This is a genomic window from Burkholderia sp. 22313, from assembly GCF_052045245.1.
In the GTDB taxonomy this organism is placed as follows: Bacteria; Pseudomonadota; Gammaproteobacteria; order Burkholderiales; family Burkholderiaceae; genus Burkholderia.
The window spans coordinates 12,395-35,472 of the sequence record NZ_JBQEON010000038.1 but is presented as its reverse complement, the minus strand read 5'-3'; the positions used below and the strand labels follow the sequence as shown (position 1 = coordinate 35,472).

Below are 23,078 nucleotides of genomic sequence, written 5' to 3'. Positions count from 1 at the left end.
AATGGCGAGCGGGGCCAAGCAAGCCACAACACGATTTTTACATTGAGATCAGGAAAACAAATGAGCAAGCATCAACGAGGGTTGGGAAATTCGGCACAACGCGTGCCGGGGAAGTCGAAAGCCGCGCTGGCTGTTGCAGTGAGCGCGGCTGTCGTCGCATTCGGGGCTTCGGCGCCCGCGCGCGCGGACTATGTGCAGAACGGGAATACCGTCGACACGGTGTGCGCCGATAACCTCGCGATGTCGGGGACCAGCACCTATCCGGCAACCGCCAGGGGCTGCGACAACATTGCAATCGGCCCGTCGGCGGTCGCGGATGCGGGCTCGGCGACCGCCTATAGTGAAACCGTCGCGATCGGCCGGCAAGCGGTCGCAACGGGCACGGCGGCAACGGCGGTGGGCGGCAATTCCACCGCCACCGGGGACCAGGCAACGGCGCTGGGAGCCGGTGCCGGCGCGATCGGCACGCAGGCAACGGCTGTCGGCAACGGCGCAAGCGCGAATGGCGCAACGGCCTCGGCATTCGGTCAGGGCGCATTCGCCGTCGACCAGTCGACGGCGGTCGGGCAAGGTGCGAGCGCCACCGCGACATTCTCGACGGCGGTCGGCAAGGGCAGCGTCGCGGCCGGCGGCACAGCCCTCGGCTTCCAGGCCAACGCTGGCGCAGGCGATGCAGTCGCGCTCGGCGTCGACAGCTCGGCATCCGCTACCGGCAGCGTCGCCATCGCCCGTGCGACGGCCTCCGCCGTGAACGCGGTCGCGATCGGCGAAGGGGCGAACGCCGCCAATGCAAACTCAGTCGCGCTGGGCTCGAATGCTACGACGCGCGCCTTTACGACCGTCAACAGCGTGGCGCTGAACGGCGTGACCTACAGCGGATTCGCGGGCACGCCGGTCGGCGTGGTGAGCGTCGGCAGCGCGGGCGCGGAGCGCCAGATCGTCAACGTCGCGGCCGGCGCGATCAGCGCGACCAGTACGGACGCGGTGAACGGCTCGCAGCTCTTCTCGATCGCCAATCAGGTGTCGACGCTGACGACCGACCTGGCCAGCCTCACGACGACCGTCGGCAAGATCTCGTCCAGCGTCCCGAGCGGCACGGCGACGGATCCGACGGACACCGCGATCGGTACGAATACGTCGGTCACGGCGACGAACGGCACCGCGCTCGGCAACGGCTCGAACGTGTCAGGCGACAACGGTACGGGGGTCGGCGTGAATTCGACCGTCGCGGCCACCAACGGCACGGCCATCGGCACGAATTCGAAAGTCACCGCGGCCAACGGAACGGCGATCGGCACGGGCTCGAACGTGTCGGGCACGGATTCGACCGCGATCGGCACGAACAGCCGCGCAAGCGCGAACAACGCGGTCGCGCTGGGCGCGAATTCGGTTGCCGATCGAGACAACACGGTGTCGATCGGTGCGCCCGGTGCCGAGCGTCAGCTGACCAACGTGGCGGACGGCACCGCACCGACGGACGGCGTGAACGTGCGTCAGTTGAACGGGGCGATCAATTCGGTTCGCGAGGAAATGTCGAAGTACCGCAAGGACGCCAGCGCGGGCACCGCAAGCGCGATCGCGATGGCAAACCTGCCGCAGGCCGTACTGCCGGGTGAAAAGGTGGTCGCGCTCGGCGGCGGTACGTACGGCGGCCAAAGCGCGATGGCAGTCGGCTTGTCCGTCGCAACGGCGAAATGGCTCGTCAAGGGCTCGATCACGACGGCGGTGTCGGGCCACGGCTCGTTCGGTGCCGGCGCGGGCGTCGGCTACCGCTGGTAATCGGCCTCACGTCGCGAAGCATCGGCGCATCGTCGGTCAACGCAAGCACGCGAGCCATCAGCGCGGCCCGCGCCGATGGCGCTGCAATGTCGGGCGGCGCGCCGATCTGCCGAGGATCCGCGCCGCCCGACACGCTTCGTGCGCAATCAGTCGTAGCAATCAGGCGTCGTCATGGCCGACATGAAAGGAGCGGCACGGGCACGGCACACGGCATGCCGATTGAAAGGTGTGGTTGTTAAGCTGCTCGGCGAGACCGGCGGCCCCTTCGAATACACACCATGAAAAACAATACGCTTGCCACGCTGTTACTGTGCGCCGCCGTGCCCGGCGTCGCGCTCGCCCAGTCGATCGCCACCCCGGCGCTGAAGCCCGGCGACACCTGGACCTACGTCAACACGGTTGAAATCGGCCCGAACGGCTGGCGCCAGACGCGCGACCGGATCTCCGTGCAGCGCACGACCGCCGACCACATCTATATCGAAACGCAGCAGAGCGGCGCGACGCAGGCGCCCCGCGAATTGATCGTCGACGCGGACTGGAGCCGCGCACGCAGCGTGAACGGCACCGAAACCGTGGTGAACCGCCCGCTCGCGTTTCCGCTGACGGTCGGCAAGACGTGGGCGATCCGGTACAGCGAAGCGCATCCGAATCCGCAGCACGCGTCGGAAACGTACGACACGCATTACAAGGTCATCGGCCCCGATACCGTCACCGTGCCCGGCGGCAAGTTCGATGCGATCAAGATCGAGGCCGAAGGCACGTGGAAAGCCGAAACCGCGCCACGACAGTCGACCGTATCGGGCGTATCCCACAACGCAGGCGGCTCGACGATCGTGATGCAGAGCCGCCACAACGGGACGGCGGAAGTGACCGGCAAGACCTACAAGGCGTTCTGGTATGTGCCGGCGGTCGGCCGCTGGGTCAAGTCGGTCGAGGAGTACTACGACGCGAACGGCATGCGCACGGCGCGCTATTCGGACGAACTGGCGTCGTTCAAGCGTGCCGGCGCAGACAGCGGCTCGCCGTTGGCCGGCAGGCCCGCACCCGTGCCCGCCCCGCCGGAAAGCGCGCCTCCCGGCGATCAATGACGGAGCACGCGCTCACCTACGTATAAAGCGACGCCTGCGGCAATTCCCCCGTCAGCGCGAACCGGCCGACATCACGCAGCCGATAGTCGAGCGGATCGTGCAGCGTATGCGTGCGGGCATTCCGCCAGAAGCGGTCGAGGCCGAGCGATGCGGCCGTCGCGCGGGCGCCGCACGCATCGAACAGCGCCTCGCCATTATCGAGCGCCGCGCGCTGCGCGACGATCTTCGCCTCCGACACGGCGAGCGCCACTTCCGCACGTTCACGGGTCGTCAGCGCTTCGCGCCGCTCCCAGGCACGCTGCAACGCGAAGGCTGCGCGATCGGCCAGCGCCGCCGCCGCAACCGCCTGCACGCGCATGTCGCCGAAACGCTGCAGCGTATAGGGATCGTCGCTCGCCTGCGCGGCACCCGCGTTGATCCACGGCCAGCCGTACGTCTGCACGTAGTCGCGCGCGTCGGCCAGCGCACCTTCCGCAAGCCCGACGAACAGGTTCGTCAGCACGAGCTGCGACACCAGCGTGCGCAGCGTCGCGCGCGGCGTCGGCGGCGTTTCCGATCGGTGCAGCACTTCGTCCGGCGCGAGGATCACGCCGTCGAAGCGTACGCTGCCGCTATCGGTCTGGCGCTGGCCGATCGGATCCCAGTCCTCGTTGACCGTGATCCCGTCACGATCGGTCGGCACCACGCCGAACACGGCGCGGCCGGTTTCCGGATCGTGCGCGGACACGGTCATCCGCTGCGAGCCGCGCGTGCCCGAGCAGAAACCCTTCACACCGTCGAGCCGATAGCCGCCGTCCGGCGTCGCGGTCGCCACCAGCCGCGTATCGAGCGGATTGACCGCATTGCCCCACCACCAGCGATGCGCGACCGTGCCGCGCAGATAGCGTTCGCGCTGGGCTGCGCTGCCCCACACGTCGACGCTGACCACCTGCAGGACCTGGAACCCGACCAGGTGCGCGAGCGCGCTGTCGACGCGCGCGATCCGCCGGATCGCGTCGTAGATCGCCGGCCAGGCGGCTTCCTGGCCGCCGAATTCGCGCGGCACCGCGAGCGTCAGCAGGCCGGCGTCGGCGAGCCGCTGCTTCTCGCCGGCCGCGTGACCGCCCGCGCGGTCGCGCGCGACAGCCGTCGCACGCAGCGCGTCGATCGCGCGGGTCAGCGCGTCGGCGTCGCTCGCGCGTGCATCGGGATCCGGCGCATACGTCGCCGGGCCACGGGGATCGTTCATGCGACGGCTTCCTGTGCAAGGGTTTCGTGCGCAACGACGTCGCCCGACAACGGCACCAGCGCGCCGAGCCGGCGACCGGTCAGCCGCGCCAGGATCTCGCGCCGCCAGTCGTCATGGATCGCGCGGTATTCGGCGATGTCCGCACCGAACACGTGCGCGGTATGCGCGTATTCGTCATGCAGATAACCATCGAGCCGCGCCTGCGTTTCCTCGTCGGCCGCGATCACGCGGTCGATCAGCGCGTCGCGTTCGGCGGCCGGCAGCGCGTTCAGCGTGTCGAACCACCACTGGACGATCTGCACGCGATGCCACTCCTCGTCCGGCCGGATCCGGTTCTCGCCGTGCTCGCGCATCGCGCCATCGGCAATGCGGCCGGTCTTGCGCTGGATCCACAGCTTCGCGAGGATGTGCAGCTCGTAATGCCATTCGAACGCGAGGAAGCCCGCGACGTCGCGTGTCGCGATATCGCCGATGCGCTCCCAGTGCGCGGCGACGAGCCGCTCGACGTCGGGTAGCGGATCGCGCCCCGTCAGTTCGGCCACGCGCACGCGGCCGATCGCCGCGTGCGCGCCGTCGTCGCCGAGCTGGCGCGACAGGATCAGCTGGACATGCGGATCGTCGCGGAACAGCGTGTCGATCGCCTTCGCGACGACCTGCACGATGAACAGGTCGTGCGACGCCATCTTCGTGTAGTAATCGGCGACGGCGGCCAGTTCGGCTTCGCTGCGCGGCTCGCGCGGCGGCGTCGCGAGTTTGTCCGGAAAGCCGCGACGGTGACGTCGCACGACATCCAGAAACAGCGCTTCCTCGAATTGTCCGTTCCACTCGCGCGGGGCACCGATGGGCAAGGTCATGGGTCTCGTTCTCTCAGGTCTTCAATGGAAGGAGCCGGCGCTCGTGGCGCCGCTCAGGTGCGCCGGGTCACGTGTCGGACCAGGCGGTCGCCCGTGATCTGCACGGCCGAAACGAGCACGATCAGGATCACGATCACGGTCGCCATCACGGTGGTGTCGAAACGCTGGTAGCCGTAGCGGATCGCGAGATCGCCGAGCCCGCCCGCGCCGACGGCACCCGCCATCGCGGTCGAGCCGATCAGGGCGACGACGGTGATCGTGAACCCGCCGAGCATGCCGGGCAGCGCCTCGGGCAGCAGCACGTGCCACACGATATGGCGGCGTTTCGCGCCCATCGCGAGCGCGGCCTCGATCAGCCCGCGATCGACGTCGCGCAGGCTCACTTCGGCGATCCGCGCGAAGAACGGAATCGCCGCGATCGACAGCGGCACGACGGCCGCCCACACGCCGATCGTCGTGCCGATCAGCACGCGCGTGAACGGCAGCAGCGCGACGAGCAGGATGATGAACGGCGTCGAGCGGAACACGTTGACGAGCGCGCCGAGCACCGCGTTCACGCCCCGCCGCGCGTAGATGCCGCCGGGTGCGGTCGTCACGAGGATCACCGCGAGCGGGATGCCGATCAGCGCGGCGATCGCGGCCGACGCGGCGGCCATCGACAGCGTGTCGCGGATCGCGTCGAGCAGTTCGGGCCACCAGAGTTCAAACATAGCCGAGCACCTCCGCGTGGTTCGCATGGCGGCGTGCGCGTTCGAGCAATGCCGCAACGGCACCGTGCGCATGCTGTGCACCGCCATCGTCCGCACCAGGCGCGGCCGCGATCACGAGCCGCCCTTGCGCACGCCCCTGGATCCGTTCGATTCCGCCGTGCAGGAAGCGCACCGAGCCGCCGAGCGCCGCCGCGAGCGCGCCGACGTCCGGCTCGCCGCCGCTCTCGCCCGTATAGCGGACGTCGAGCACGATCTGCACGCCGTCGGGCAACCCGGCCTGTTCGGGCAACGGCTGCACGCGCGCGGCCAGTTCGGCCGGCAGGTCGTGCACGAGCGTGCTGAGCAGCGCGCGCGTCGCGCCGTGCCGCGGCGCACCGAACACGCGCCACACCGGGCCCGTTTCGACGACCTCGCCCTGCTCGATCACCGCGACCGTGTCGCACACCGCGCGGATCACTTCCATCTCGTGCGTGATCAGCACGATCGTCAGCCCGAGGCGGCGGTTGATGTCGGCGAGCAGCGCGAGGATCGACTGCGTCGTCTCGGGATCGAGCGCCGACGTCGCCTCGTCGCACAGCAAGACCTCCGGATCGTGCACCAGCGCCCGCGCGATGCCGACGCGCTGCTTCTGGCCGCCGGACAGGCTCGCCGGATACGCGTCGCGCTTCGCGGCGAGCCCGACGAGATCGAGCAGCGCATCGACCCGGCGCGTGCGCTCGGCCTTCGGCACGCCGGCGATCTTCAGCGGCAGCGCGACGTTGTCGAATACCGTCTTCGCGGACAACAGGTTGAAATGCTGGAACACCATCCCGGTGCGGCGGCGCAGTGCGACGAGGCCGTCCTCGTCGAGCGCGCCCACGTCGACGCCCTGCACGCGCACGCTGCCCGAACTCGGGCGTTCCAGCCCGTTCACGAGCCGCAGCAGCGTCGATTTGCCCGCGCCGCTGCGGCCGATGATGCCGAACACCTCGCCGCGCCGCACGTCGAGCGTCACGTCGCGCAGCGCGACGGCCTGGCCGCGCGGCGTCGCGAACACCTTGCCGACCTGCGCGAAGGACACGGCGGGGGCGCCGTTGGTGCGCGCGGCGCTTTCGTCATGCGCCGCTTGCACGTCATGCGTGTCTGCGCTCGCCCCGGCGCCGGCCCGCAGGGCCGATGCCTCGATGAAACCCAGCGTATCGAACAATTGCGTCATCGCTTCGCTCCGTGACGTTCACGCATGCGCGGGTCGCGCGGGATGCGCGGGTTCCGCGGCCCGCACGGCGGCCGGCCGGTGCCGCGCACCCGTGTGCCACGCCGGCAGCCGCGCGCCGGCGCCGAACAGCTTCTCGCGCAGCGTCGGCGCGGGATCGTAGTCTTCCTTGTAGATGCCGCGGTTCTGCAGCTCGGGCACGACCCAGTCGACGAAATCCTCGAACGACTCGGGCATCACGGTGCGCGTCAGGTTGAAGCCGTCGATGCCGGTTTCGTCGATCCACGCCTGCAGTTCGTCCGCGACCTGCGACGGCGAACCGACGATCGGCGCATAGCGGCCGCCGAGCGACATCTGTTCGAGCATGCGGCGCACCGTCCACGTGCCGGTCGTGCTCTTGCGCGAGATCGCGTCGACGGCCGACTGGATCGAATCGGTCTTCACATACGAGATCGGCTCGTCGAGGCCGTACTTCGCGAAGTCGATGCCGGTCGAACTCGCGAAATGCGCGAGGCCGGCTTCGGGGCTCGCGTAGCGCCGGTATTCGTCGAACTTCTCGCGCGCGAGCCGTTCGGTCTCGGCGGTCACGACGCTCACGCCCGCGAAAATCCTGATCGATGCCGGATCGCGGCCCCGCCGCGCGGCGGCCGCACGGATATCGAGCGCGGCCGCGCGTGCGGCGGTCCTGCTCTGCCCGTTCACGAACACGCACTCCGCATGCCGGCCCGCGAACTCGACGCCGCGCGCGGACGAACCGGCCTGATACAGCACCGGCGTGCGCTGCGGCGACGGCTCGCTCAGATGGATCGCATCGATCGAATAGAACGGCCCGTCGTGCGTCACGCGCCGCACCTTGCCCGGCTGGGCGAACACGCGCGCCTGCGCGTCGCGGATCACCGCGTCGTCGTCCCAGCTCTGTTCCCACAGCTTGTAGACGACGTCCAGGTAGTCGTCCGCGCGTTCGTAGCGATCGTCGTGGCCGATCTGCCGCGCGAGGCCCATCCCGCGCGCGGCGCTGTCCAGATAGCCGGTCACGATGTTCCAGCCCACGCGCCCCTTCGTCAGGTGATCGAGCGTCGACATGCGGCGCGCGAACAGGTAAGGCGGCTCGTAGGTCAGGTTCGCGGTCACGCCGAAGCCGAGATGTTGCGTGACCTGCGCCATCGCCGGCACGAGCAGCAGCGGATCGTTGACGGGCACCTGCACCGATTCGCGCAGCGCGGCGTCCGGGCCGCCGCCGAACACGTCGTACACGCCGACGATGTCCGCGAGAAAGATCCCGTCGAACTTGCCGCGCTCGAGCGTCTTCGCGAGATCGGCCCAGTAGTCGAGATCGGTGTAGTGCGCGGAGCGGTCGCGCGGATGCGTCCACAGCCCGTGATTGATGTGCCCGACGCAGTTCATGTTGAACGCATTGAGCAGGATCTTCTTGCGGTTCGCCGTCGTCATGCCTGCCTCCGTCACCACGCGATCGCGTACAGCGAGCCGAACGCGTTGTCGAGCGCACGGCGCACGGCCGGCGAGTGCTGGTAGATCGCGATGAACTGGCGGATGCGCGCGTCGCTCACGCTTTCGGGGCGCACGACCCACTGGATCGCGAAGTTCTTGTTCTCGGTGCCGTCGAACAGCAGCGCGCTGTTCGGGTCGGTCGTGCCGGCGAGCTTGATGAAGCTCGGGTAACCCTGCGCGAGGTCGACGTCGTCGAGCGCGCGCGCGAGCTGCGACGCCTCGAGCGGGATGATCTTCAGGTGCTTCGGGTTGGACACGATGTCGTGCGTGGTCGCACGGTAGTCGGTGCCCGGCTTCAGCGTGATGAGGCCCGCGCGCTGCAGCAGCAACAGCCCGCGCCCGCCGTTCACCGGATCGTTCGCGATCGCGACGCGCGCACCGTCCTTCAGATCGGCAAAACGCTTCACCTTCTTCGAGTAGAGGCCGATCTTCATGATCGTGCCGGGCGCGATCGACACGAAGTCGTAGCCGCCCTGTTTCTTCGCGTTCTCGAGAAACGGGATGTGCTGGAAGTAGTTGACGTCGATGTCCTTGTTCGCGAGCGCGGCGTTCGGTGTATTCCAGTCGGTGAACTCGACGATCCGCACGTCGAGCCCCTGCGCCTTCGCCTCCTTCGCGGCGATCTTCAGCGCTTCGATCTGCGGGCTGGTCGAGATGCCGACCTTCAGCGGCGCGGTGTCGGCGCGTGCGCCACCGGGCAGCGCGACGCCGACCAACACCGCGAGCAGCGCGGCCGCCAGCAGGCGGGCCGGCCGTGCGAGGCGGCCGGAGGAAAAACGGGCGGAAAAAACGGCATGCGGCATGGGAACCACTCTCCTGTCCAAAGACGGTATCGACGGATGAGCGACGCCGCGGCGAACGCACGGGCGTTCTCCGGACAATCGTCGCGTCGGAAAAGGATCAGCCGATGATAGAGAGCGGCGGCAGGGTGGTCTACGAAGCGATTGTGCGAAGAAAATCGCGCGCGGCGATATGGCGCGGGATCGGCGGCATGCGGGGTGCACGCGGGTGCGGCGGGTGCGTCCGGCCGGCCGCGCGGGCCGAAATCTCGGCCCGGGCGCCGGACGAATTCCGAGATCTCGGCCAGACTGCCGATGCAATCCTTTCAGCAGACGAAATAAATCCCTTATAAATCAATGCATTGAAAATATTTCGCCGTGGCTGATTTCTGGCACGGGGGTTGCGTAATAGACGGCACACGATGCCGCGAATCGATGCTGGCATTCCAACATCAGGAGACACGTCTTGCAGACCTCAATTCCAACCCCGTCCCATCAGGAACCGATTGCCGAAGCCGTTCCCGCCACGCGCGAGCGCTTCTGGCCGGAAGGCTGGTGGAAGCTGATGGAGATCCGCATCGGCATCATTCCGCTGCCGGTCTACGTGATCCTGTTTGCGCTGATCGTCGGCTTCGCGGTGACGGGCAAGGTGCCCGGCGAGATCTCGATGGCGATCGCCGTGCTCGCGTTCTTCGGCTTCACCTGCGCGGAACTCGGCAAGCGCCTGCCGCTCTTGCGCAACATCGGCGCGGCCGCGATCTTCGCGACCTTCGTGCCGTCGGCGCTCACCTACTACCACGTGCTGCCGAAACCGGTGCTCAACCTCACCGTCGAGTTCACGAAGTCGACCAACTTCCTGTACCTGTTCATCGCGTCGATCATCGTCGGCAGCATCCTGAGCATGGACCGGCGCATGCTGATCCAGGGCTTCGTGAAGATCTTCATCCCGCTCGCGGCCGGCTCGGTCGCGGCCGCGATCGTCGGCACGCTGGTCGGCACGGCGCTCGGCCTCGGCGTGCGCCACACGCTGCTGTACATCGTCGTGCCGATCATGGCGGGCGGCGTCGGCGAAGGTGCGATTCCGCTGTCGATCGGCTATTCGGAACTGATGCACCTGCCGCAGGGCGAGATGTTCGCGATGGTGCTGCCGTCGGTGATGCTCGGCAGCCTGACCGCGATCATCCTGTCGGGCGCGCTCGACATGCTCGGCAAGCGCATGCCGCACCTGACCGGCAACGGTCGCCTGCAGGTCGGCGAAAGCGGCGACATGGCGCCGGAAAGCGAGGAAATCCGCGGTCACGTCGACGTCACGCACATCGCGGGCGCCGGCATCACGGCGATCACGCTGTACCTCGTCGGCCTGATGGCACACAAGCTGTTCGGCCTGCCCGCACCGGTCGCGATGCTGTTCCTCGCGGTGCTGGTGAAGCTCGCGCGCGCGGTGTCGCCGCCGCTGCAGGAAGGCGCGTTCGTCGTCTACAAGTTCTTCTCGACCGCCGTCACGTATCCGCTGCTGTTCGCGATCGGCGTCGCGATGACGCCGTGGGACAAGCTGACCGCCGCCTTCACGATCGTCAACGTCGTCACGATCGTGTCGACCGTCGCGACGCTGATGGCCACCGGTTTCGTGGTCGGCCGCCTGCTGAAGATGTACCCTATCGACACCGCAATCGTGAACGCCTGCCACAGCGGGCAAGGCGGCACCGGCGACGTCGCGATCCTGACCGCCGCGAACCGGATGCAGCTGATGCCGTTCGCACAGATTGCCACCCGCATCGGCGGCGCGATCGTCGTCACGGTGACGCTGATCGTGGTCGCGCACTTCGGATAACGCGCGGCCGCGCGCACCGTCGCGCAGGCTGCTTCAGACGCGCCGCCGCCGGCCCTGCCGGTGTGCGGCGCGCGTCGTTGCGGCACGGCGGTTGCGGACGGCCGGTTGCGGACGGCCGGTAGCGGGCTTCGATGAGGGCGAACGTGCAGAAGAGCTTCAAGGGCATCCCGTGGTGGGGCTGGGCGTCGGCCGCCGTGCTGTATGTCGGCGTGGCGGGCGCGGCCGTCGATTTCGCGTGGGAACGCGCGATCGACGCGCTCGAGGAAACCGGCGCGCATCGGCTCGACCTGTATGCGTCGAGCCTGAAGAGCGAGCTCGGCCGCTTCGAGATCCTGCCCGGCCTGGTCGCGCGGCAGGACAGCGTGCGCGCGATGCTGAAGGCCGCGCCGCACGACGCGGCCGGCCTGATCCATTCGGTCGACACCTATCTCGAAGCCGTGAACCGCGACGCCGGCAGCGTCGCCGTCGACGTGATCGACCTGCGCGGCGAAGTGATCGCCGCCAGCAACTGGAACCAGACGATCAGCTTCGTCGGCACCAACGTGTCGTACCGGCCGTACTTCAAGGACGCGCTCGCGCGCGGCAGCGGCCGCTTCTTCGGGATCGGCACCAACACCGGCGTGCCGGGTGTCTACTTCGCGAGCGCGGTGCGCGACGATGGCGTGCCGATCGGCGTCGCGGCCGTGAAGATCAGCGTCGATCCGCTCGAATCGGCGTGGCGCGCGCCGGGCATCGCCACGATGGTGGTCGACAGCAACGGCGTGGTCGTGATCTCGACCGAGCCGGCGTGGAAATTCACCGCGCTGCGCCCGATCACCGCGCAGCAGCAGCGCGACATCCAGGCGTCGCGGCAATACGCGGGACGCACGGTCGACGCGCTGCCCTATCGCCGCATCGGCAACCGCAGCGGGGCCGCGTGGTTCGGCACGTTCCCCGATCCGCGCCACCCCGGCCGCAAGACGCGCTATCTGGTGATGTCGCGACCCGCACCGCAGGCCGGCGATTCGCTGATGGTGCTGCTCGACATCGCCGGCGCGCGGCGTCAGCAGCAGACCGCGTTCGCGTTCGTCACCGGCGCGTTCCTGATCGCCGCGCTGCTCGTCGGCTACGCGATCCAGCGCCGCCGGGCGATCGTCGCGCGGCTGAACGCGCAGGACGCGCTGCGCCGCGCGAACGATCGGCTCGAGCTGACCGTTGCGCAGCGCACCGCCGCGCTGACGGCCGCGAACGAACAGATGCAGCGCGAGATCGTCGAGCGCGAACGCACTGAGCAGCGGCTGCGCGATTCGCAGCAGGAAGTCGTGCATGCGGGCAAGCTCGCGGTGCTCGGGCAAATGGCCGCCGGCCTCACGCACGAGCTGAACCAGCCGCTCGTCGCGATCCGCACGCTGTGCGACAACGCGCGCACGTTCTTCGAACGCGGCCAGCCGGCGCCGGCCTATGCCAATCTCGAACGGATCGGCAAGCTGGTCGACAGCATGGCCGTGCTCACCGGCGAGCTGAAGACTTTCGCGCGCAAGCCCGACGTCGAGCGCGTCGCGGTGTCGCTGAACGAAGCCGTCGCGCATGCGCGGCTCATCTACGATGCGCGGATCCGCGACGAAGGCGTGCAGCTCGACGTGAACATCGCACCGGATGCCGCGGTGTCCGCCGAATCGAGCCAGTTGCAGCAAGTGATCGTGAACCTGCTCGGCAACGCGCTCGATGCGGTGCACGATGCGCCGGTGCGGCGCATCGCGATCGAAGCCACCGAGCCGGACGAAGCCGGCCGCGTGCGCTTCACCGTCGCCGACAGCGGCGCCGGCATCGCGCCCGAGGTGCTGCCGCATCTGTTCGAGCCGTTCGTGACCACCAAGCCGCGCGGCCAGGGCCTCGGGCTCGGCCTCGCGATTACGTCGCGCATCGTCGAAGCGTTCGGCGCGAAGATCGCCGCGACGAACCGCGACGACGGCGGCGCGCAGTTCACCATCGAATTCGCGGCCGCAACGCCGCAACAAAGGACAGAGCATGGAAGATGAGATTCGGGTGCTGGTCGTCGAGGACGATGAAAACGTCCGGATCGGCGTCGAGCAGGCCGTCGCGCTCGCCGGGTTCCCGGTCGACGCATTCGCGTCGGCCGCCGACGCGCTCGCGCACGTCGCACCCGGCGCGCCCGTCGTGATCGTGTCGGACGTGCGGATGCCCGGCATCGACGGGCTGCAGCTGCTCGCGCGCGTGATGGCCGTCGATGCGCAGATCCCGGTCGTGCTGATCAGCGGCCACGCCGACATTTCGACGGCCGTCGGCGCGATGCAGGACGGCGCGTACGATTTCATCGAGAAGCCGTTTTCGTCGGACGTGATCGCGGGGCGCGTCGCGCGCGCGGTCGAGAAGCGCCGGCTCACGCTCGAGGTGGAGGGGCTGCGCGCGGCGCTCAACAACTGGCAGGGCATCGAGGCGTTCGTGCTCGGCAAGTCGCCCGCGATGGCCGACGTGCGCAAGAAGATCCTGCGCCTCGCCGATACCTCGGTGTCCGTATTGATCACCGGCGAGACCGGCACCGGCAAGGAACTGATCGCGCGCAGCCTGCACGACTTCGGCGGCCGGCGCGAAGCGCATTTCGTCGCGCTGAACTGCGGCGGCCTGCCCGAGCAGATCTTCGAAAGCGAGCTGTTCGGCCATGAGGCCGGCGCGTTCACCGGTGCGATCAAGAAGCGCATCGGCAAGATCGAATGGGCGCACGGCGGCACGCTGTTCCTCGACGAGATCGAGACGATGCCGATCCCGCTGCAGATCAAGATGCTGCGCGTGCTACAGGAGCGCGTGGTCGAGCGGCTCGGCGCGAACGAGCTGATTCCGGTCGACTGCCGCGTGGTGGCGGCATCGAAGGCCGATCTCGCCGAACTCGCGGCCGACGGGCGCTTCCGCGCGGACTTGCTGTATCGCCTGAACGTCGCGCAGATCGAGCTGCCGCCGCTGCGCGAACGGCGCGAGGACGTGCCGCTGCTGTTCGAGCATTTCGTGCTCGCGGCCGCGCGGCGCTTCGGGCAGCCGGCGCCCGTCGTCACCGCTGCGCAGGTATCCGAACTGATGACGCATGCGTGGCCCGGCAACGTGCGCGAACTGCAGAACGTGGCCGATCGCTTCGTGCTCGGGCTGACCGGCGACAGCCTGCTGTCGTCCGGTGGCACGCCGGCGGCCGGCGGCACGCTCGCGGAACAGCTCGCGTATTTCGAACGGATGCTGATCGAGGACATGCTGCGGCGTCACAACGGCAACGTCGCGGAGGCGAGCGAAGCGCTCGGCATGCCGAAGAAAACGCTCTATCACAAGCTGCGCAACCTGCGGATTCCCGCGCGCGGCGACGCGGCAGCCGATGGCGGCGAATGACGCGAACGAGGACACGCATACCAGCATGGATCGCATCGACATCACCGAACGCGGCCGCATCGACGGCCACCTGATCCGCGGCGTCACGCGCGCGCAGAAAACCTTCCGCCCGAGCGACTGGCCCGAGCGGCTCGCGGGCGTCATCACGCTGTTCGTCGGCGAGCGACGGCCCGGCTATCCATGCGCGCTGTCGCGGCTCGCGATGCCGGTCGTCGACGGCGGCGCCAAATGCCTGTTCGTGTCGGACGAATTGCGCGACGTGTGCCCCGATGCGTTCGATTTCGCAATGCAGTTCGCGGCGGACAACGATCTTCCTGTCGAGCTTCGGACCGCGCCGGCGTTGGCGGTGCGGTGACGCGCCGGCCGCGTTTCGCGGCCCTTTCCCCCTGCTTTTCGTCGCTTTCATGCGCGCGTGCGCAGGCGTCCGCACGCGCTTTCAGCCGCGAAATGAATCGTCAGATGATTGAAGGCTTCGACATCTCCCCACGCTGCGACAAGGGTTTTCAGCCGAACCATCAATAAAATTGATCGTCACGATGAAAATTATGCGTTTTCCTTGCAGGTCGCCGTGATGCATAGTTGCGTCGTGTTGACGCACCCAGTGAGTTTTCAGTCATGAACATGCGAATCGAGCCTTCGGTGCTCGCGAACCCCGACCTGCAATTTGCGACGCTTTCGTCAGGCATCAGCCTGCCGTATGTCGAGCGGGGCAGCGGCGCGCCGATGGTGTTCGTGCACGGATCGTTGTGCGATTACCGCTACTGGGATCCGCAACTCGCATCGCTGTCGGATCACTATCGCTGCATCGCGCCGAGCCTGAGCCACTACTGGCCGGCCGTCGACGCGGGGATCCAGGACGAGTTCAGCTGGCAGAACCACGTCGACGAGCTCGCCGAATTCATCGATGCGCTCGGTCTCGGCCCCGTGCATCTCGTCGGCCACTCGCGTGGCGGCAGCGTCGCGTTCAACGTCGCACGCCAGCATCCGCACCTCGTCGAGTCGCTGACGCTCGCCGATCCGGGCGGCCCGCTGCAGCAGCCGGGCGTGCGCGAAGCCGCGCTGCCGGCTACCGCGATCGCGCTGCGCACGAAGGCCGTGAACCTGATCGGCCAGGGGGAAGTGGAAGCCGGCCTCGAGATGTTCGTGGATTCGGTGAGCCTGCCCGGCGCATGGAAGAAAAGCACGTCGAGCTTTCGCACGATGGCGATCGACAACGCGAGCACGCTGCCGAAGCAGTTGCGCGATCCGCTGCCCGCTTACTCGCAGCAGGCCGCGTCGGAAATCGCATGCCGCACGCTGCTGATCGACGGCCAGCGCAGCCCGAAGATGTTCCGCAACAACGTCGACACGCTGTCGCAGTGGATCGGCAATGCGCAGCGGCAGACCGTCGCCGGCGCATCGCACGGGATGAACGCCGCGAGTCCCGCCGTGTTCAACCGCTACGTGCACGAGTTCGTCGCCGCGTAACGCCCGCGGGCGGCATTCGCTCCGCCCGTGAGCATGACGCACCCGACGACGACCGCGCGATCGCATTCCTCGCGCTGCTGTCGGGCGGCGTCAGGCTCGCGCGCGGTGCGCGATCCCGAGCGGGCGCAGCGCATCGCCGATGCGGTCGGCCGCTACGCGGTGGTGATCGCGGAACGCACGGACGTGCAGCCGGAGCAACAGGCATAACCGGCGTAACCGACATAACCGACATAACCGGCCGCCAATAAAAAACCCCGATCCGCGTCGTCACGGATCGAGGTTTTTCGATCGACTGCCCGTTACGTCGGCCCGTCGCGGGCCGGTGCGTCATCGCGCGGCAACGTCCTCCTTGCCGGACACCGCGCTACCCACCGCCGCCGGCGTCGCCCCCCATCCACCGCCCAGCGCACGAATCAGGTTCACGGTCGACACCGCCTGCGCGCCGGTCAACTGGTTCGACTGCAATTGCGACTGCAGCACCGAGCGCTCGCTGTCGATCACGTCGAGATACGCGACCTCGCCTTCCTGATACTGCGTGCGCGACAACGTCGCCGCACGGCGCGACGCATTGACCGCCGCATCCTGCGCGCGGATCTGGTCGTCGAGCAGGCGCAGGTCGGCGAGATTGTCCTCGACCTCGCGGAACGCGACGAGCACCTGCTGCCGGTAATTCGCGACCTGCTCGTCGTACTGCGCGCGCGCCTGCTGCACGCCGGCCGCCCGCCGCCCGCCGTCGAACAGCGGCAGCGTCAGCGCGGTGCCGGCGAACGGCCCGAGCAGGAACGTGCGGCTCGACCACAGGAACAGGTTGCCGAGCGTCGACGCTTCATAGCCGAACGCCCCCGTGATGTCGAGCTTCGGGAAGTACGCCGACTTCGCGAGGCCGATCCGCGCGTTCGCGGCCGCCATCGCGCGCTCGGCCGCGGACACGTCCGGACGACGTTCGAGCAGCGCGGACGGCAGGCCCGGCGGAATCTTCACGGCGACCGGCACGATCGGCGTTTCCTTGAACGCGAAATCCGCGGGCGCCTTGCCGAGCAGGATCGCGAGCGCATGCTCGGACGCCGCGCGCNCCGACCGCATCGGCCTGCGCGGTCGCCAGTTCGTTCTTCGCCCGCGACACGTCGAGCTCGCTGATGTCGCCTACGTTGAAGCGGCGCTGCACGAGCGTCAGTGCCTGATCGCGCAGCTCCACCGTGCGGCGGTACAGGTCCTGGTCGGAATCGAGCTGGCGCAGTTCGAAGTAGTTCTGCGCGACGTCCGCCTGCAGCGCGAGCTGCACCGACCGGAACAGCGCTTCGCTCTGCGCCTGGTCGGCACGCGACGCCTCGACGTTGCGGCTCACGCGGCCGAACAGGTCGGCTTCGTACGACACCGTGCCCTGCGCGCGCCACAGCGTCGCGGTGGTCGGCCCCGTGCCCTGCGGCTGGAACTGCGACGCCGACGACAGCCCCTCGCGCGTCGGCCCGAAGCCGGCGCCGATCTGCGGGAACCACTGCGAACGCGCGGTACGCGTCGCCGCGCGCGCCTCCTCGACACGCGCCGCCGCGGCCTTCAGGTTCTGGTTCGCGGCCAGCGCCTGCGACTCGAGCGAGTCGAGCACCGGATCGCCGAACACCTTCCACCATTCGCCGCGATGCGCGCCGTCCGCCGGTTCGGCGGTCTTCCACGTGCCGGCCTGTTCGCCGGCCGCGAGCGTCGGCGCTTCCTTGAACGCCGCGGGCGTCGACACATCCGGGCGCTTGTAGTCGGGCCCCACCGCGCATGCGGCGAGCAGCGTCGCGAGCAGGGTGCTCGCGGCCGCCACCTTCGCGAAGCGCATCAGGCCGTTCGTGTTGTGCATGTTGTCCATCTTGTTTTCCTCAAGCATCCGAAGCCGGCACGCCCGTAGCCGGCGCACCCGAAGGCGACACGCCGTAGCCGGCCGAGTCCTTGCCGGCGACGTGAATCTTCCCGCCCGCCAGCGTGCGCAGCACGACGTAGAACACCGGCGTCAGCATCAGCCCGAACAGCGTCACGCCGAGCATCCCGAAGAACACCGCGACCCCCATCGCATGGCGCATTTCCGAACCCGCTCCCGTCGACGTGACGAGCGGCACCACCCCCATGATGAAGGCGATCGACGTCATCAGGATCGGGCGCAAACGCAGCCGGCTCGCCTCGATCGCGGCCTCGAGCGGCGTCCTGCCGTCGTGTTCGAGTTCACGCGCGAATTCGACGATCAGGATCGCGTTCTTCGCCGACAGCCCCACCAGCACCATCAAGCCGATCTGCGTGAAGATGTTGTTGTCGCCCTGCGTGAGCCACACGCCCGTCAGCGCCGACAGAATGCTCATCGGCACGATCAGGATCACCGCGAGCGGCAGCGTCAGGCTTTCATACAGCGCCGCGAGCACGAGGAACACGAGCAGCACGCTGATCGGGAACACATACATCGCCGAATCGCCCGCAAGAATCTGCTGATACGTGAGGTCGGTCCATTCGAACCGCACGCCGCGCGGCAGCGTTTCATGCGCGATGCGCTCGATCGCGGCCTGCGCCTGGCCCGACGAGAAGCCCGGCGCCGGGCCGCCGTTGATGTCGGCCGCCGTGTAGCCGTTGTAGCGCACGACCATTTCCGGGCCGAACGTCGGCGTCACCGTGACGAGCGACGACAGCGGCACCATCTCGCCCTTGTCGTTGCGCGTCTTCAACTGCAGGATGTCGTCCGCGCGCTGGCGGAACGGCGCATCGGCCTGCACGCGCACCTGGTACACGCGCCCGAAGCGGTTGAAGTCGTTCACGTACAGCGAGCCGAGATACACCTGCATCGTGTTGAACACGTCGGTGACCGGCACGCCGAGCTGCTTCGCCTTCACGCGGTCGAGATCGACGTTGAGCTGCGGCACGTTGATCTGGTAGCTCGTAAATAACGGGCCGAGCTCGGGCGCTTGCTGCGCGCGCTTGATGAAGTCGTTGGTCGCGTCCGACAGCTTCGCGTAGCCGACCGCGCCGCGATCCTCGATCTGCATCTTGAAGCCGCCGAGCGTGCCGAGGCCGAGCACCGGCGGCGGCGGGAACACCGCGACGAACGAGTCCTTCATCGCGCCGTACTTCTGATTCAGCGCACCCGCGATCGCGCCGGCCGACAGCGCCTTGCCGTGCCGTTCCGAGAACGGCTTCAGCGTGACGAACACGATGCCCGCGCTCGAGCTGTTGGTGAAGCCGTTCACCGACAGCCCCGGGAACGCGACCGCGCTCTCGACGCCCGGCTGCTTCAGCGCGATCGAGCCCATGTCGCGAATCACCTTCTCGGTGCGGTCGAGCGACGCGCCGTTCGGCAGCTGCGCGAACGCGATCAGGTATTCCTTGTCCTGCGCGGGCACGAAGCCGCCCGGCACGACCTTCGACACGAGCACGGTCGCGCCCACCAGCGCGAGGTACACGCCGAGCATCAGCGTCTTGCGCGACAGCACGCCGCGCACGCCGCGGCCGTAGTTCTCCGCGCCGCGATGGAACACCTTGTTGAAGCCGCGGAAGAAGCCGCCGAGCACGCGATTCATTACGCGCGTGAGCCAGTCTTCCTTGTCGCCATGCCCCTTCAGCAGGATCGCGGACAGCGCCGGCGACAGCGTCAGCGAGTTGAACGCCGAGATCACCGTCGAGATCGCGATGGTCATCGCGAACTGCTTGTAGAACTGGCCGGTCAGGCCCGACATGAACGCGAGCGGCACGAACACGGCGACGAGCGTCAGCGCGATCGCGATGATCGGCCCGCTCACTTCCTGCATCGCCTTGTAGGTCGCCTGCCGTGCGTTCATCCCGCTTTCGATGTTGCGCTCGACGTTCTCGACGACCACGATCGCATCGTCGACCACGATCCCGATCGCGAGCACCATCCCGAACAGTGACAACGCGTTGATCGAATACCCGAACGCGAGCAGCAGCGAGAACGTGCCGATGATCGACACCGGCACCGCGATCAGCGGAATCAGCGATGCGCGCCAGGTCTGCAGGAACACGATCACGACGATCACGACCAGCGCGATCGCTTCGAGCAGCGTGTGCACCACGGCCTTGATCGACGAACGCACGAACTGCGTCGGGTCATAGACGATCTTGTAGTCGACGCCGGCCGGCATGTCCTGCTTCAACTCGGCCATCGTCTTGCGCACTTCGTCGGAGATCTGCAGCGAGTTCGCGCCCGGCGACTGGTTGATCGCCATCGCGACGGCCGGCTTGTTGTCGAGCAGCGAGCGCAGCCCGTACTCGGACGCATCCAGCTGGATCCGCGCGATGTCGCGCAGGTGCGTGACGCCGCCGTCCGGCGTCGTCTTCACGACGATGTCGCCGAACTCGTCCTCCGTCTGCAAGCGGCCGCGCGCGTTCACCGACAGCTGCAGCGGCGTGCCCGGCAGCGACGGCGATGCGCCGATCACGCCCGCCGCGACCTGCACGTTCTGCTCGCGGATCGCCTGCACGACGTCCTCGGCGGACAGCCCGCGCTGCGCGACCTTCTGCGGATCGAGCCATATGCGCATCGCGTAATCGCCCGAACCCCACAGCTGCACCTGACCGACGCCCTGGATCCGCGACAGGCGATCCTTCACGTTGATCAGCGCGTAGTTGCGCAGGTAGGTCATGTCGTAGCGGTTGTCCGGCGAGATCAGGTGGACCACCATCGTCAGCGTCGGCGAGCTCTTCACCGTGGTGATGCCGAGCCGCTGCACGTCTTCCGGCAAACGCGGCAGCGCCTGGTTCACGCGGTTCTGCACGAGCTGCGTGGCCTTGTCCGGATCGGTGCCGAGCTTGAACGTGACGGTGATCGTCATGTTGCCGTCGCTGTTCGCCTGCGACTGCATGTAGAGCATGTCCTCGACGCCGTTGATCTGCTCTTCGAGCGGCGACGCGACCGTCTCGGCGATCACTTTCGGGTTCGCGCCCGGATACTGCGCCTTCACGATCACGGATGGCGGCACGACTTCCGGATATTCCGAAATCGGCAGCAGGAACATCGCGATCACCCCGCCGAGCAGGATGATCACCGATAGGACTCCTGCAAAGATCGGCCGGTCGATAAAGAATTTGGAAATGTTCATGTCTGGCTCTGTCTGGTTGAACGCGGAAAACGAAGCGGCGTGCCGCTTACGAATCCGCCTTCGCCGGTGCGGCCGGCTTCGCGGTGCTCGCGAGCGGCGCGGACGGCGCATCGCCGCCCGTCATCGGGACCATGTGCGGCTTCACCTGCTCGCCCGGCCGCACGCGCTGCGTGCCGTTCACGATCACGCGGTCGCCGGCCGCGAGGCCGCTCACGATCACGCGCCGGTTGCCGTGCTGCATGCCCGGCTGCACTTCGCGGTACGACACGCGGCCCTGCTGGTCGACGACGAACACGAACTTCTTGTCCTGGTCGGTGTTGATCGCCGCATCGTCGACGAGCAGTGCCTCGTGCGGCGCGCTGCCGCCCACCTTCACGCGCGCGTAGAGGCCCGGGACGAGCGTGCCGTCCGCGTTGTCGAAGCGCGCGCGCACGCGGATCGTGCCCGACGACGTGTCGAGCCGGTTGTCGACCGAATCGATCTCGCCGCTGCGCGAGTAGCCGGATTCGTTCGCAAGGCCGAGCTCCACCGGCACCTTGCGGCCGTTGCGCGCGCCGTTGATGTATTGCAGGTAGGTCTGCTCGTCCGCGTCGAACGACGCGTAGATCGGCGACACCGACACCAGCGTCGTCAGCGGCGCGGCCGATGCGCCGGCCGACACGACGTTGCCCAGCGTGATTTCCGCCCGCGACACGCGGCCCGAGACCGGCGCCGTGATCCGCGTATAGCCGAGATTGATGCGGGCCGTTTCCAGCGCGGCCTCGGCGGCCTTCAGGTTCGCGCTCGCCTCGCGCGCGGCGTTCTGCTTCTCGTCGTAGTCGCGCTTCGCGATCGCGTTGTCGCCGATCAGCCGCTGCGCGCGCTGCCAGTCGCTCTGCGCGTAGCCGTTGCGTGCCTGCGCGGCGGCGAGCTGCGCGGCCGCGCGATCGGTTTCCGCCTGGTACGGACGCGGATCGATCACGAACAGCACGTCGCCTTTCTTCACGAGTGCGCCGTCCTTGAAGTTCACCGCGACGATCGTGCCCGACACCTGCGGGCGCACGTCGACTTTCTCGACCGCTTCGAGGCGGCCCGAATAGCTTTGCCAGTCGGTGACGGTCTGCGGCACGACGGTCGCGACATCGACTTCGGGCAGCGGCGCCGCCGCTTTCTCGGGTGCGTTCGCGTTCACGCGCATCGCGCCGAACGTGCCGAGGCCGATGACGGCGAGCGTCACGATCGCCGCGGTCGCGATTCGGGAACGGGAGGTGCGTAGGATGGCCATGTGGATCTCCAGTAAGCGTGGATTGGTCTGGTTATTCGGAACGGTTCGGCTGGCGCGCCTGGAAGCGGCACTGGAAGAAGCGCACGGCTTCCTCGAGTGCGGCTGCGTGCGTCGCGAGGGCCGCGTGCGTGACGTCCGGGTAGCGGATCACCTGCGTGAGCACGCCCGACGCAATCAGGCAGCCCGCATATTTCTCCGCTTCGACGTGCAGCACGTCGTTCTGCGCGGTGACGACGAGCGTCGGCGGCAGGCCGGCGAGACGCACCGATTCGAGCGGCGCCGCATAGGGGTGCATGCGCTGCGCCGCCTGCGGCAGATACGCGCGATAACAGGCCGCGCATTCGCGCGCGGTGATGTCGGATGACAGGCGTTCGGCGTCGCCGATGCGCGTCATGCTCGGGTCGAGCATCGGCCCGAACAGCGCCTGCGCGGCGATCGACACTTCGCCGCGATCGCGCGCGATGAACGCGAGGCAGTTCGCGAGCTGGCCGCCTGCATCGTGCCCCGCGACGCCGATCTTCTTCGGATTGCCGCCGAACGCGCGGGCGCGTGTCGCGGCCCACACGGCCGCGCGATACGCATCCTCCGGCGCGGCCGGAAAAGGAAAGGCCGGCGCGAGCGAATAATCGACCGACACTACGAGAGCAGGTAAGCGTTCTGCTAAAAAGCGCGCGGCGAAATCGGCGTCGTCGAGCGTGCCCCGCACGAAACCGCCGCCGTGGAAGTAAAGCACTACAGGCAATCCGGTCTTGTCGGCGCGCCGATAGAGCCGCAACACGATGTCCTGCGCGTAGCCGGGGATTTCCACCTCCGCGACCGTCAATGCCGCGCCGGCTCTGGCTTCGGCGGGCAATGCGGCTTTCAGGAATTTGCTGAATTCAGAAGCGTCCATGACGATGCAGCATCCATTTCGAGATGGAACGAATTCTG

General features: G+C 68.0%; 17 protein-coding genes and 1 pseudogene. 8 read left to right on the top strand and 10 right to left on the bottom strand.

Features of this window, described 5'->3' with window-relative positions:
- Positions 1 to 60: 60 nt before the first annotated feature.
- The gene (locus ACTJKF_RS26030) at positions 61 to 1,779 is read left to right on the top strand and encodes a YadA family autotransporter adhesin (RefSeq protein ID WP_440627357.1); all 1,719 of its coding nucleotides are present in this window, start codon (positions 61 to 63) and stop codon (positions 1,777 to 1,779) included.
- A gap of 278 nt (positions 1,780 to 2,057) precedes the next feature.
- Positions 2,058 to 2,867 (top strand): hypothetical protein, encoded by an 810-nt coding sequence (locus ACTJKF_RS26025; protein WP_440627355.1) that lies wholly within the window; start codon positions 2,058 to 2,060, stop codon positions 2,865 to 2,867.
- Positions 2,868 to 2,883: 16 nt separating this feature from the next.
- Here ACTJKF_RS26025 and ACTJKF_RS26020 read toward each other — a convergent pair whose 3' ends face one another.
- The 6 genes from ACTJKF_RS26020 to ACTJKF_RS25995 are packed head-to-tail and all read right to left on the bottom strand — an operon-like array spanning position 2,884 to position 9,163.
- Complete coding sequence (locus ACTJKF_RS26020) at positions 2,884 to 4,095, bottom strand: acyl-CoA dehydrogenase family protein (protein WP_440627353.1); 1,212 nt, start codon at positions 4,093 to 4,095, stop codon at positions 2,884 to 2,886.
- The gene (locus ACTJKF_RS26015; RefSeq protein ID WP_440627351.1) at positions 4,092 to 4,949 is read right to left on the bottom strand and encodes a hypothetical protein; all 858 of its coding nucleotides are present in this window, start codon (positions 4,947 to 4,949) and stop codon (positions 4,092 to 4,094) included. The genes ACTJKF_RS26020 and ACTJKF_RS26015 overlap by 4 nt, the downstream gene beginning before the upstream one ends.
- A 53-nt stretch (positions 4,950 to 5,002) precedes the next feature.
- Positions 5,003 to 5,659, bottom strand: coding sequence for a methionine ABC transporter permease (locus ACTJKF_RS26010; protein WP_440627349.1), 657 nt, complete (start codon positions 5,657 to 5,659; stop codon positions 5,003 to 5,005).
- Complete coding sequence (locus tag ACTJKF_RS26005; protein WP_440627347.1) at positions 5,652 to 6,854, bottom strand: methionine ABC transporter ATP-binding protein; 1,203 nt, start codon at positions 6,852 to 6,854, stop codon at positions 5,652 to 5,654. The genes ACTJKF_RS26010 and ACTJKF_RS26005 overlap by 8 nt, the downstream gene beginning before the upstream one ends.
- 18 nt (positions 6,855 to 6,872) lie before the next feature.
- Complete coding sequence (locus ACTJKF_RS26000; protein WP_440627345.1) at positions 6,873 to 8,300, bottom strand: LLM class flavin-dependent oxidoreductase; 1,428 nt, start codon at positions 8,298 to 8,300, stop codon at positions 6,873 to 6,875.
- Between the two features lie 11 nt (positions 8,301 to 8,311).
- A complete protein-coding gene (locus ACTJKF_RS25995) occupies positions 8,312 to 9,163 on the bottom strand; it encodes a MetQ/NlpA family ABC transporter substrate-binding protein (protein ID WP_440627343.1) in 852 nt (283 codons plus the stop codon).
- A gap of 442 nt (positions 9,164 to 9,605) precedes the next feature.
- On the opposite strand from ACTJKF_RS25995, the gene ACTJKF_RS25990 reads away from it, so the two are divergent.
- The 6 genes from ACTJKF_RS25990 to ACTJKF_RS25965 all read left to right on the top strand — a co-directional run bounded on the left by ACTJKF_RS25990 (position 9,606) and on the right by ACTJKF_RS25965 (position 16,013).
- A complete protein-coding gene (locus ACTJKF_RS25990) occupies positions 9,606 to 10,970 on the top strand; it encodes a 2-hydroxycarboxylate transporter family protein (RefSeq protein ID WP_440627341.1) in 1,365 nt (454 codons plus the stop codon).
- A 131-nt stretch (positions 10,971 to 11,101) separates the two neighbouring features.
- A complete protein-coding gene (locus tag ACTJKF_RS25985; RefSeq protein ID WP_440627339.1) occupies positions 11,102 to 12,988 on the top strand; it encodes a sensor histidine kinase in 1,887 nt (628 codons plus the stop codon).
- Positions 12,978 to 14,339, top strand: a complete 1,362-nt coding sequence (locus tag ACTJKF_RS25980) for a sigma-54-dependent transcriptional regulator (RefSeq protein ID WP_440627337.1) — start codon at positions 12,978 to 12,980, stop codon at positions 14,337 to 14,339. Before ACTJKF_RS25985 ends, ACTJKF_RS25980 begins: the two co-directional genes overlap by 11 nt.
- 25 nt (positions 14,340 to 14,364) lie before the next feature.
- Positions 14,365 to 14,694, top strand: a complete 330-nt coding sequence (locus tag ACTJKF_RS25975) for a DUF3579 domain-containing protein (RefSeq protein WP_440627335.1) — start codon at positions 14,365 to 14,367, stop codon at positions 14,692 to 14,694.
- Between the two features lie 260 nt (positions 14,695 to 14,954).
- Entirely contained in the window at positions 14,955 to 15,806 is an 852-nt protein-coding gene (locus ACTJKF_RS25970) for an alpha/beta fold hydrolase (protein ID WP_440627333.1), read from the top strand.
- 33 nt (positions 15,807 to 15,839) lie between these two features.
- Positions 15,840 to 16,013, top strand: a complete 174-nt coding sequence (locus tag ACTJKF_RS25965) for a hypothetical protein (protein ID WP_440627331.1) — start codon at positions 15,840 to 15,842, stop codon at positions 16,011 to 16,013.
- Positions 16,014 to 16,133: 120 nt separating this feature from the next.
- Here the strand turns inward: ACTJKF_RS25965 and opcM are convergent.
- The 4 genes and pseudogenes from opcM to ACTJKF_RS25945 form a co-directional block, all read right to left on the bottom strand.
- Positions 16,134 to 17,658 (bottom strand): annotated as a pseudogene (gene opcM / locus ACTJKF_RS25960) (multidrug efflux transporter outer membrane subunit OpcM).
- A gap of 10 nt (positions 17,659 to 17,668) precedes the next feature.
- A complete protein-coding gene (gene ceoB / locus ACTJKF_RS25955) occupies positions 17,669 to 20,884 on the bottom strand; it encodes a multidrug efflux RND transporter permease subunit CeoB (RefSeq protein ID WP_440627329.1) in 3,216 nt (1,071 codons plus the stop codon).
- Between the two features lie 46 nt (positions 20,885 to 20,930).
- Positions 20,931 to 22,148, bottom strand: coding sequence for a multidrug efflux RND transporter periplasmic adaptor subunit CeoA (ceoA, locus tag ACTJKF_RS25950; RefSeq protein WP_440627327.1), 1,218 nt, complete (start codon positions 22,146 to 22,148; stop codon positions 20,931 to 20,933).
- 31 nt (positions 22,149 to 22,179) lie between these two features.
- Positions 22,180 to 23,040 carry an alpha/beta hydrolase gene (locus tag ACTJKF_RS25945; RefSeq protein ID WP_440627325.1) on the bottom strand — a complete coding sequence of 287 codons (861 nt, stop codon included), beginning with the start codon at positions 23,038 to 23,040 and terminating at the stop codon, positions 22,180 to 22,182.
- Between the last annotated feature and the right edge of the window lie 38 nt (positions 23,041 to 23,078).

What these genes read in the sequence shown, in the direction of transcription:
- ACTJKF_RS26030 (WP_440627357.1), top strand. Translation starts at nt 61, where the DNA reads ATGAGCAAGCATCAACGAGGGTTGGGAAATTCGGCACAACGCGTGCCG.
- ACTJKF_RS26025 (WP_440627355.1), top strand. Translation starts at nt 2,058, where the DNA reads ATGAAAAACAATACGCTTGCCACGCTGTTACTGTGCGCCGCCGTGCCC.
- ACTJKF_RS26020 (WP_440627353.1), bottom strand. Translation starts at nt 4,095, where the DNA reads ATGAACGATCCCCGTGGCCCGGCGACGTATGCGCCGGATCCCGATGCA.
- ACTJKF_RS26015 (WP_440627351.1), bottom strand. Translation starts at nt 4,949, where the DNA reads ATGACCTTGCCCATCGGTGCCCCGCGCGAGTGGAACGGACAATTCGAG.
- ACTJKF_RS26010 (WP_440627349.1), bottom strand. Translation starts at nt 5,659, where the DNA reads ATGTTTGAACTCTGGTGGCCCGAACTGCTCGACGCGATCCGCGACACG.
- ACTJKF_RS26005 (WP_440627347.1), bottom strand. Translation starts at nt 6,854, where the DNA reads ATGACGCAATTGTTCGATACGCTGGGTTTCATCGAGGCATCGGCCCTG.
- ACTJKF_RS26000 (WP_440627345.1), bottom strand. Translation starts at nt 8,300, where the DNA reads ATGACGACGGCGAACCGCAAGAAGATCCTGCTCAATGCGTTCAACATG.
- ACTJKF_RS25995 (WP_440627343.1), bottom strand. Translation starts at nt 9,163, where the DNA reads ATGCCGCATGCCGTTTTTTCCGCCCGTTTTTCCTCCGGCCGCCTCGCA.
- ACTJKF_RS25985 (WP_440627339.1), top strand. Translation starts at nt 11,102, where the DNA reads ATGAGGGCGAACGTGCAGAAGAGCTTCAAGGGCATCCCGTGGTGGGGC.
- ACTJKF_RS25980 (WP_440627337.1), top strand. Translation starts at nt 12,978, where the DNA reads ATGGAAGATGAGATTCGGGTGCTGGTCGTCGAGGACGATGAAAACGTC.
- ACTJKF_RS25975 (WP_440627335.1), top strand. Translation starts at nt 14,365, where the DNA reads ATGGATCGCATCGACATCACCGAACGCGGCCGCATCGACGGCCACCTG.
- ACTJKF_RS25970 (WP_440627333.1), top strand. Translation starts at nt 14,955, where the DNA reads ATGAACATGCGAATCGAGCCTTCGGTGCTCGCGAACCCCGACCTGCAA.
- ACTJKF_RS25965 (WP_440627331.1), top strand. Translation starts at nt 15,840, where the DNA reads ATGACGCACCCGACGACGACCGCGCGATCGCATTCCTCGCGCTGCTGT.
- ceoB (WP_440627329.1), bottom strand. Translation starts at nt 20,884, where the DNA reads ATGAACATTTCCAAATTCTTTATCGACCGGCCGATCTTTGCAGGAGTC.
- ceoA (WP_440627327.1), bottom strand. Translation starts at nt 22,148, where the DNA reads ATGGCCATCCTACGCACCTCCCGTTCCCGAATCGCGACCGCGGCGATC.
- ACTJKF_RS25945 (WP_440627325.1), bottom strand. Translation starts at nt 23,040, where the DNA reads ATGGACGCTTCTGAATTCAGCAAATTCCTGAAAGCCGCATTGCCCGCC.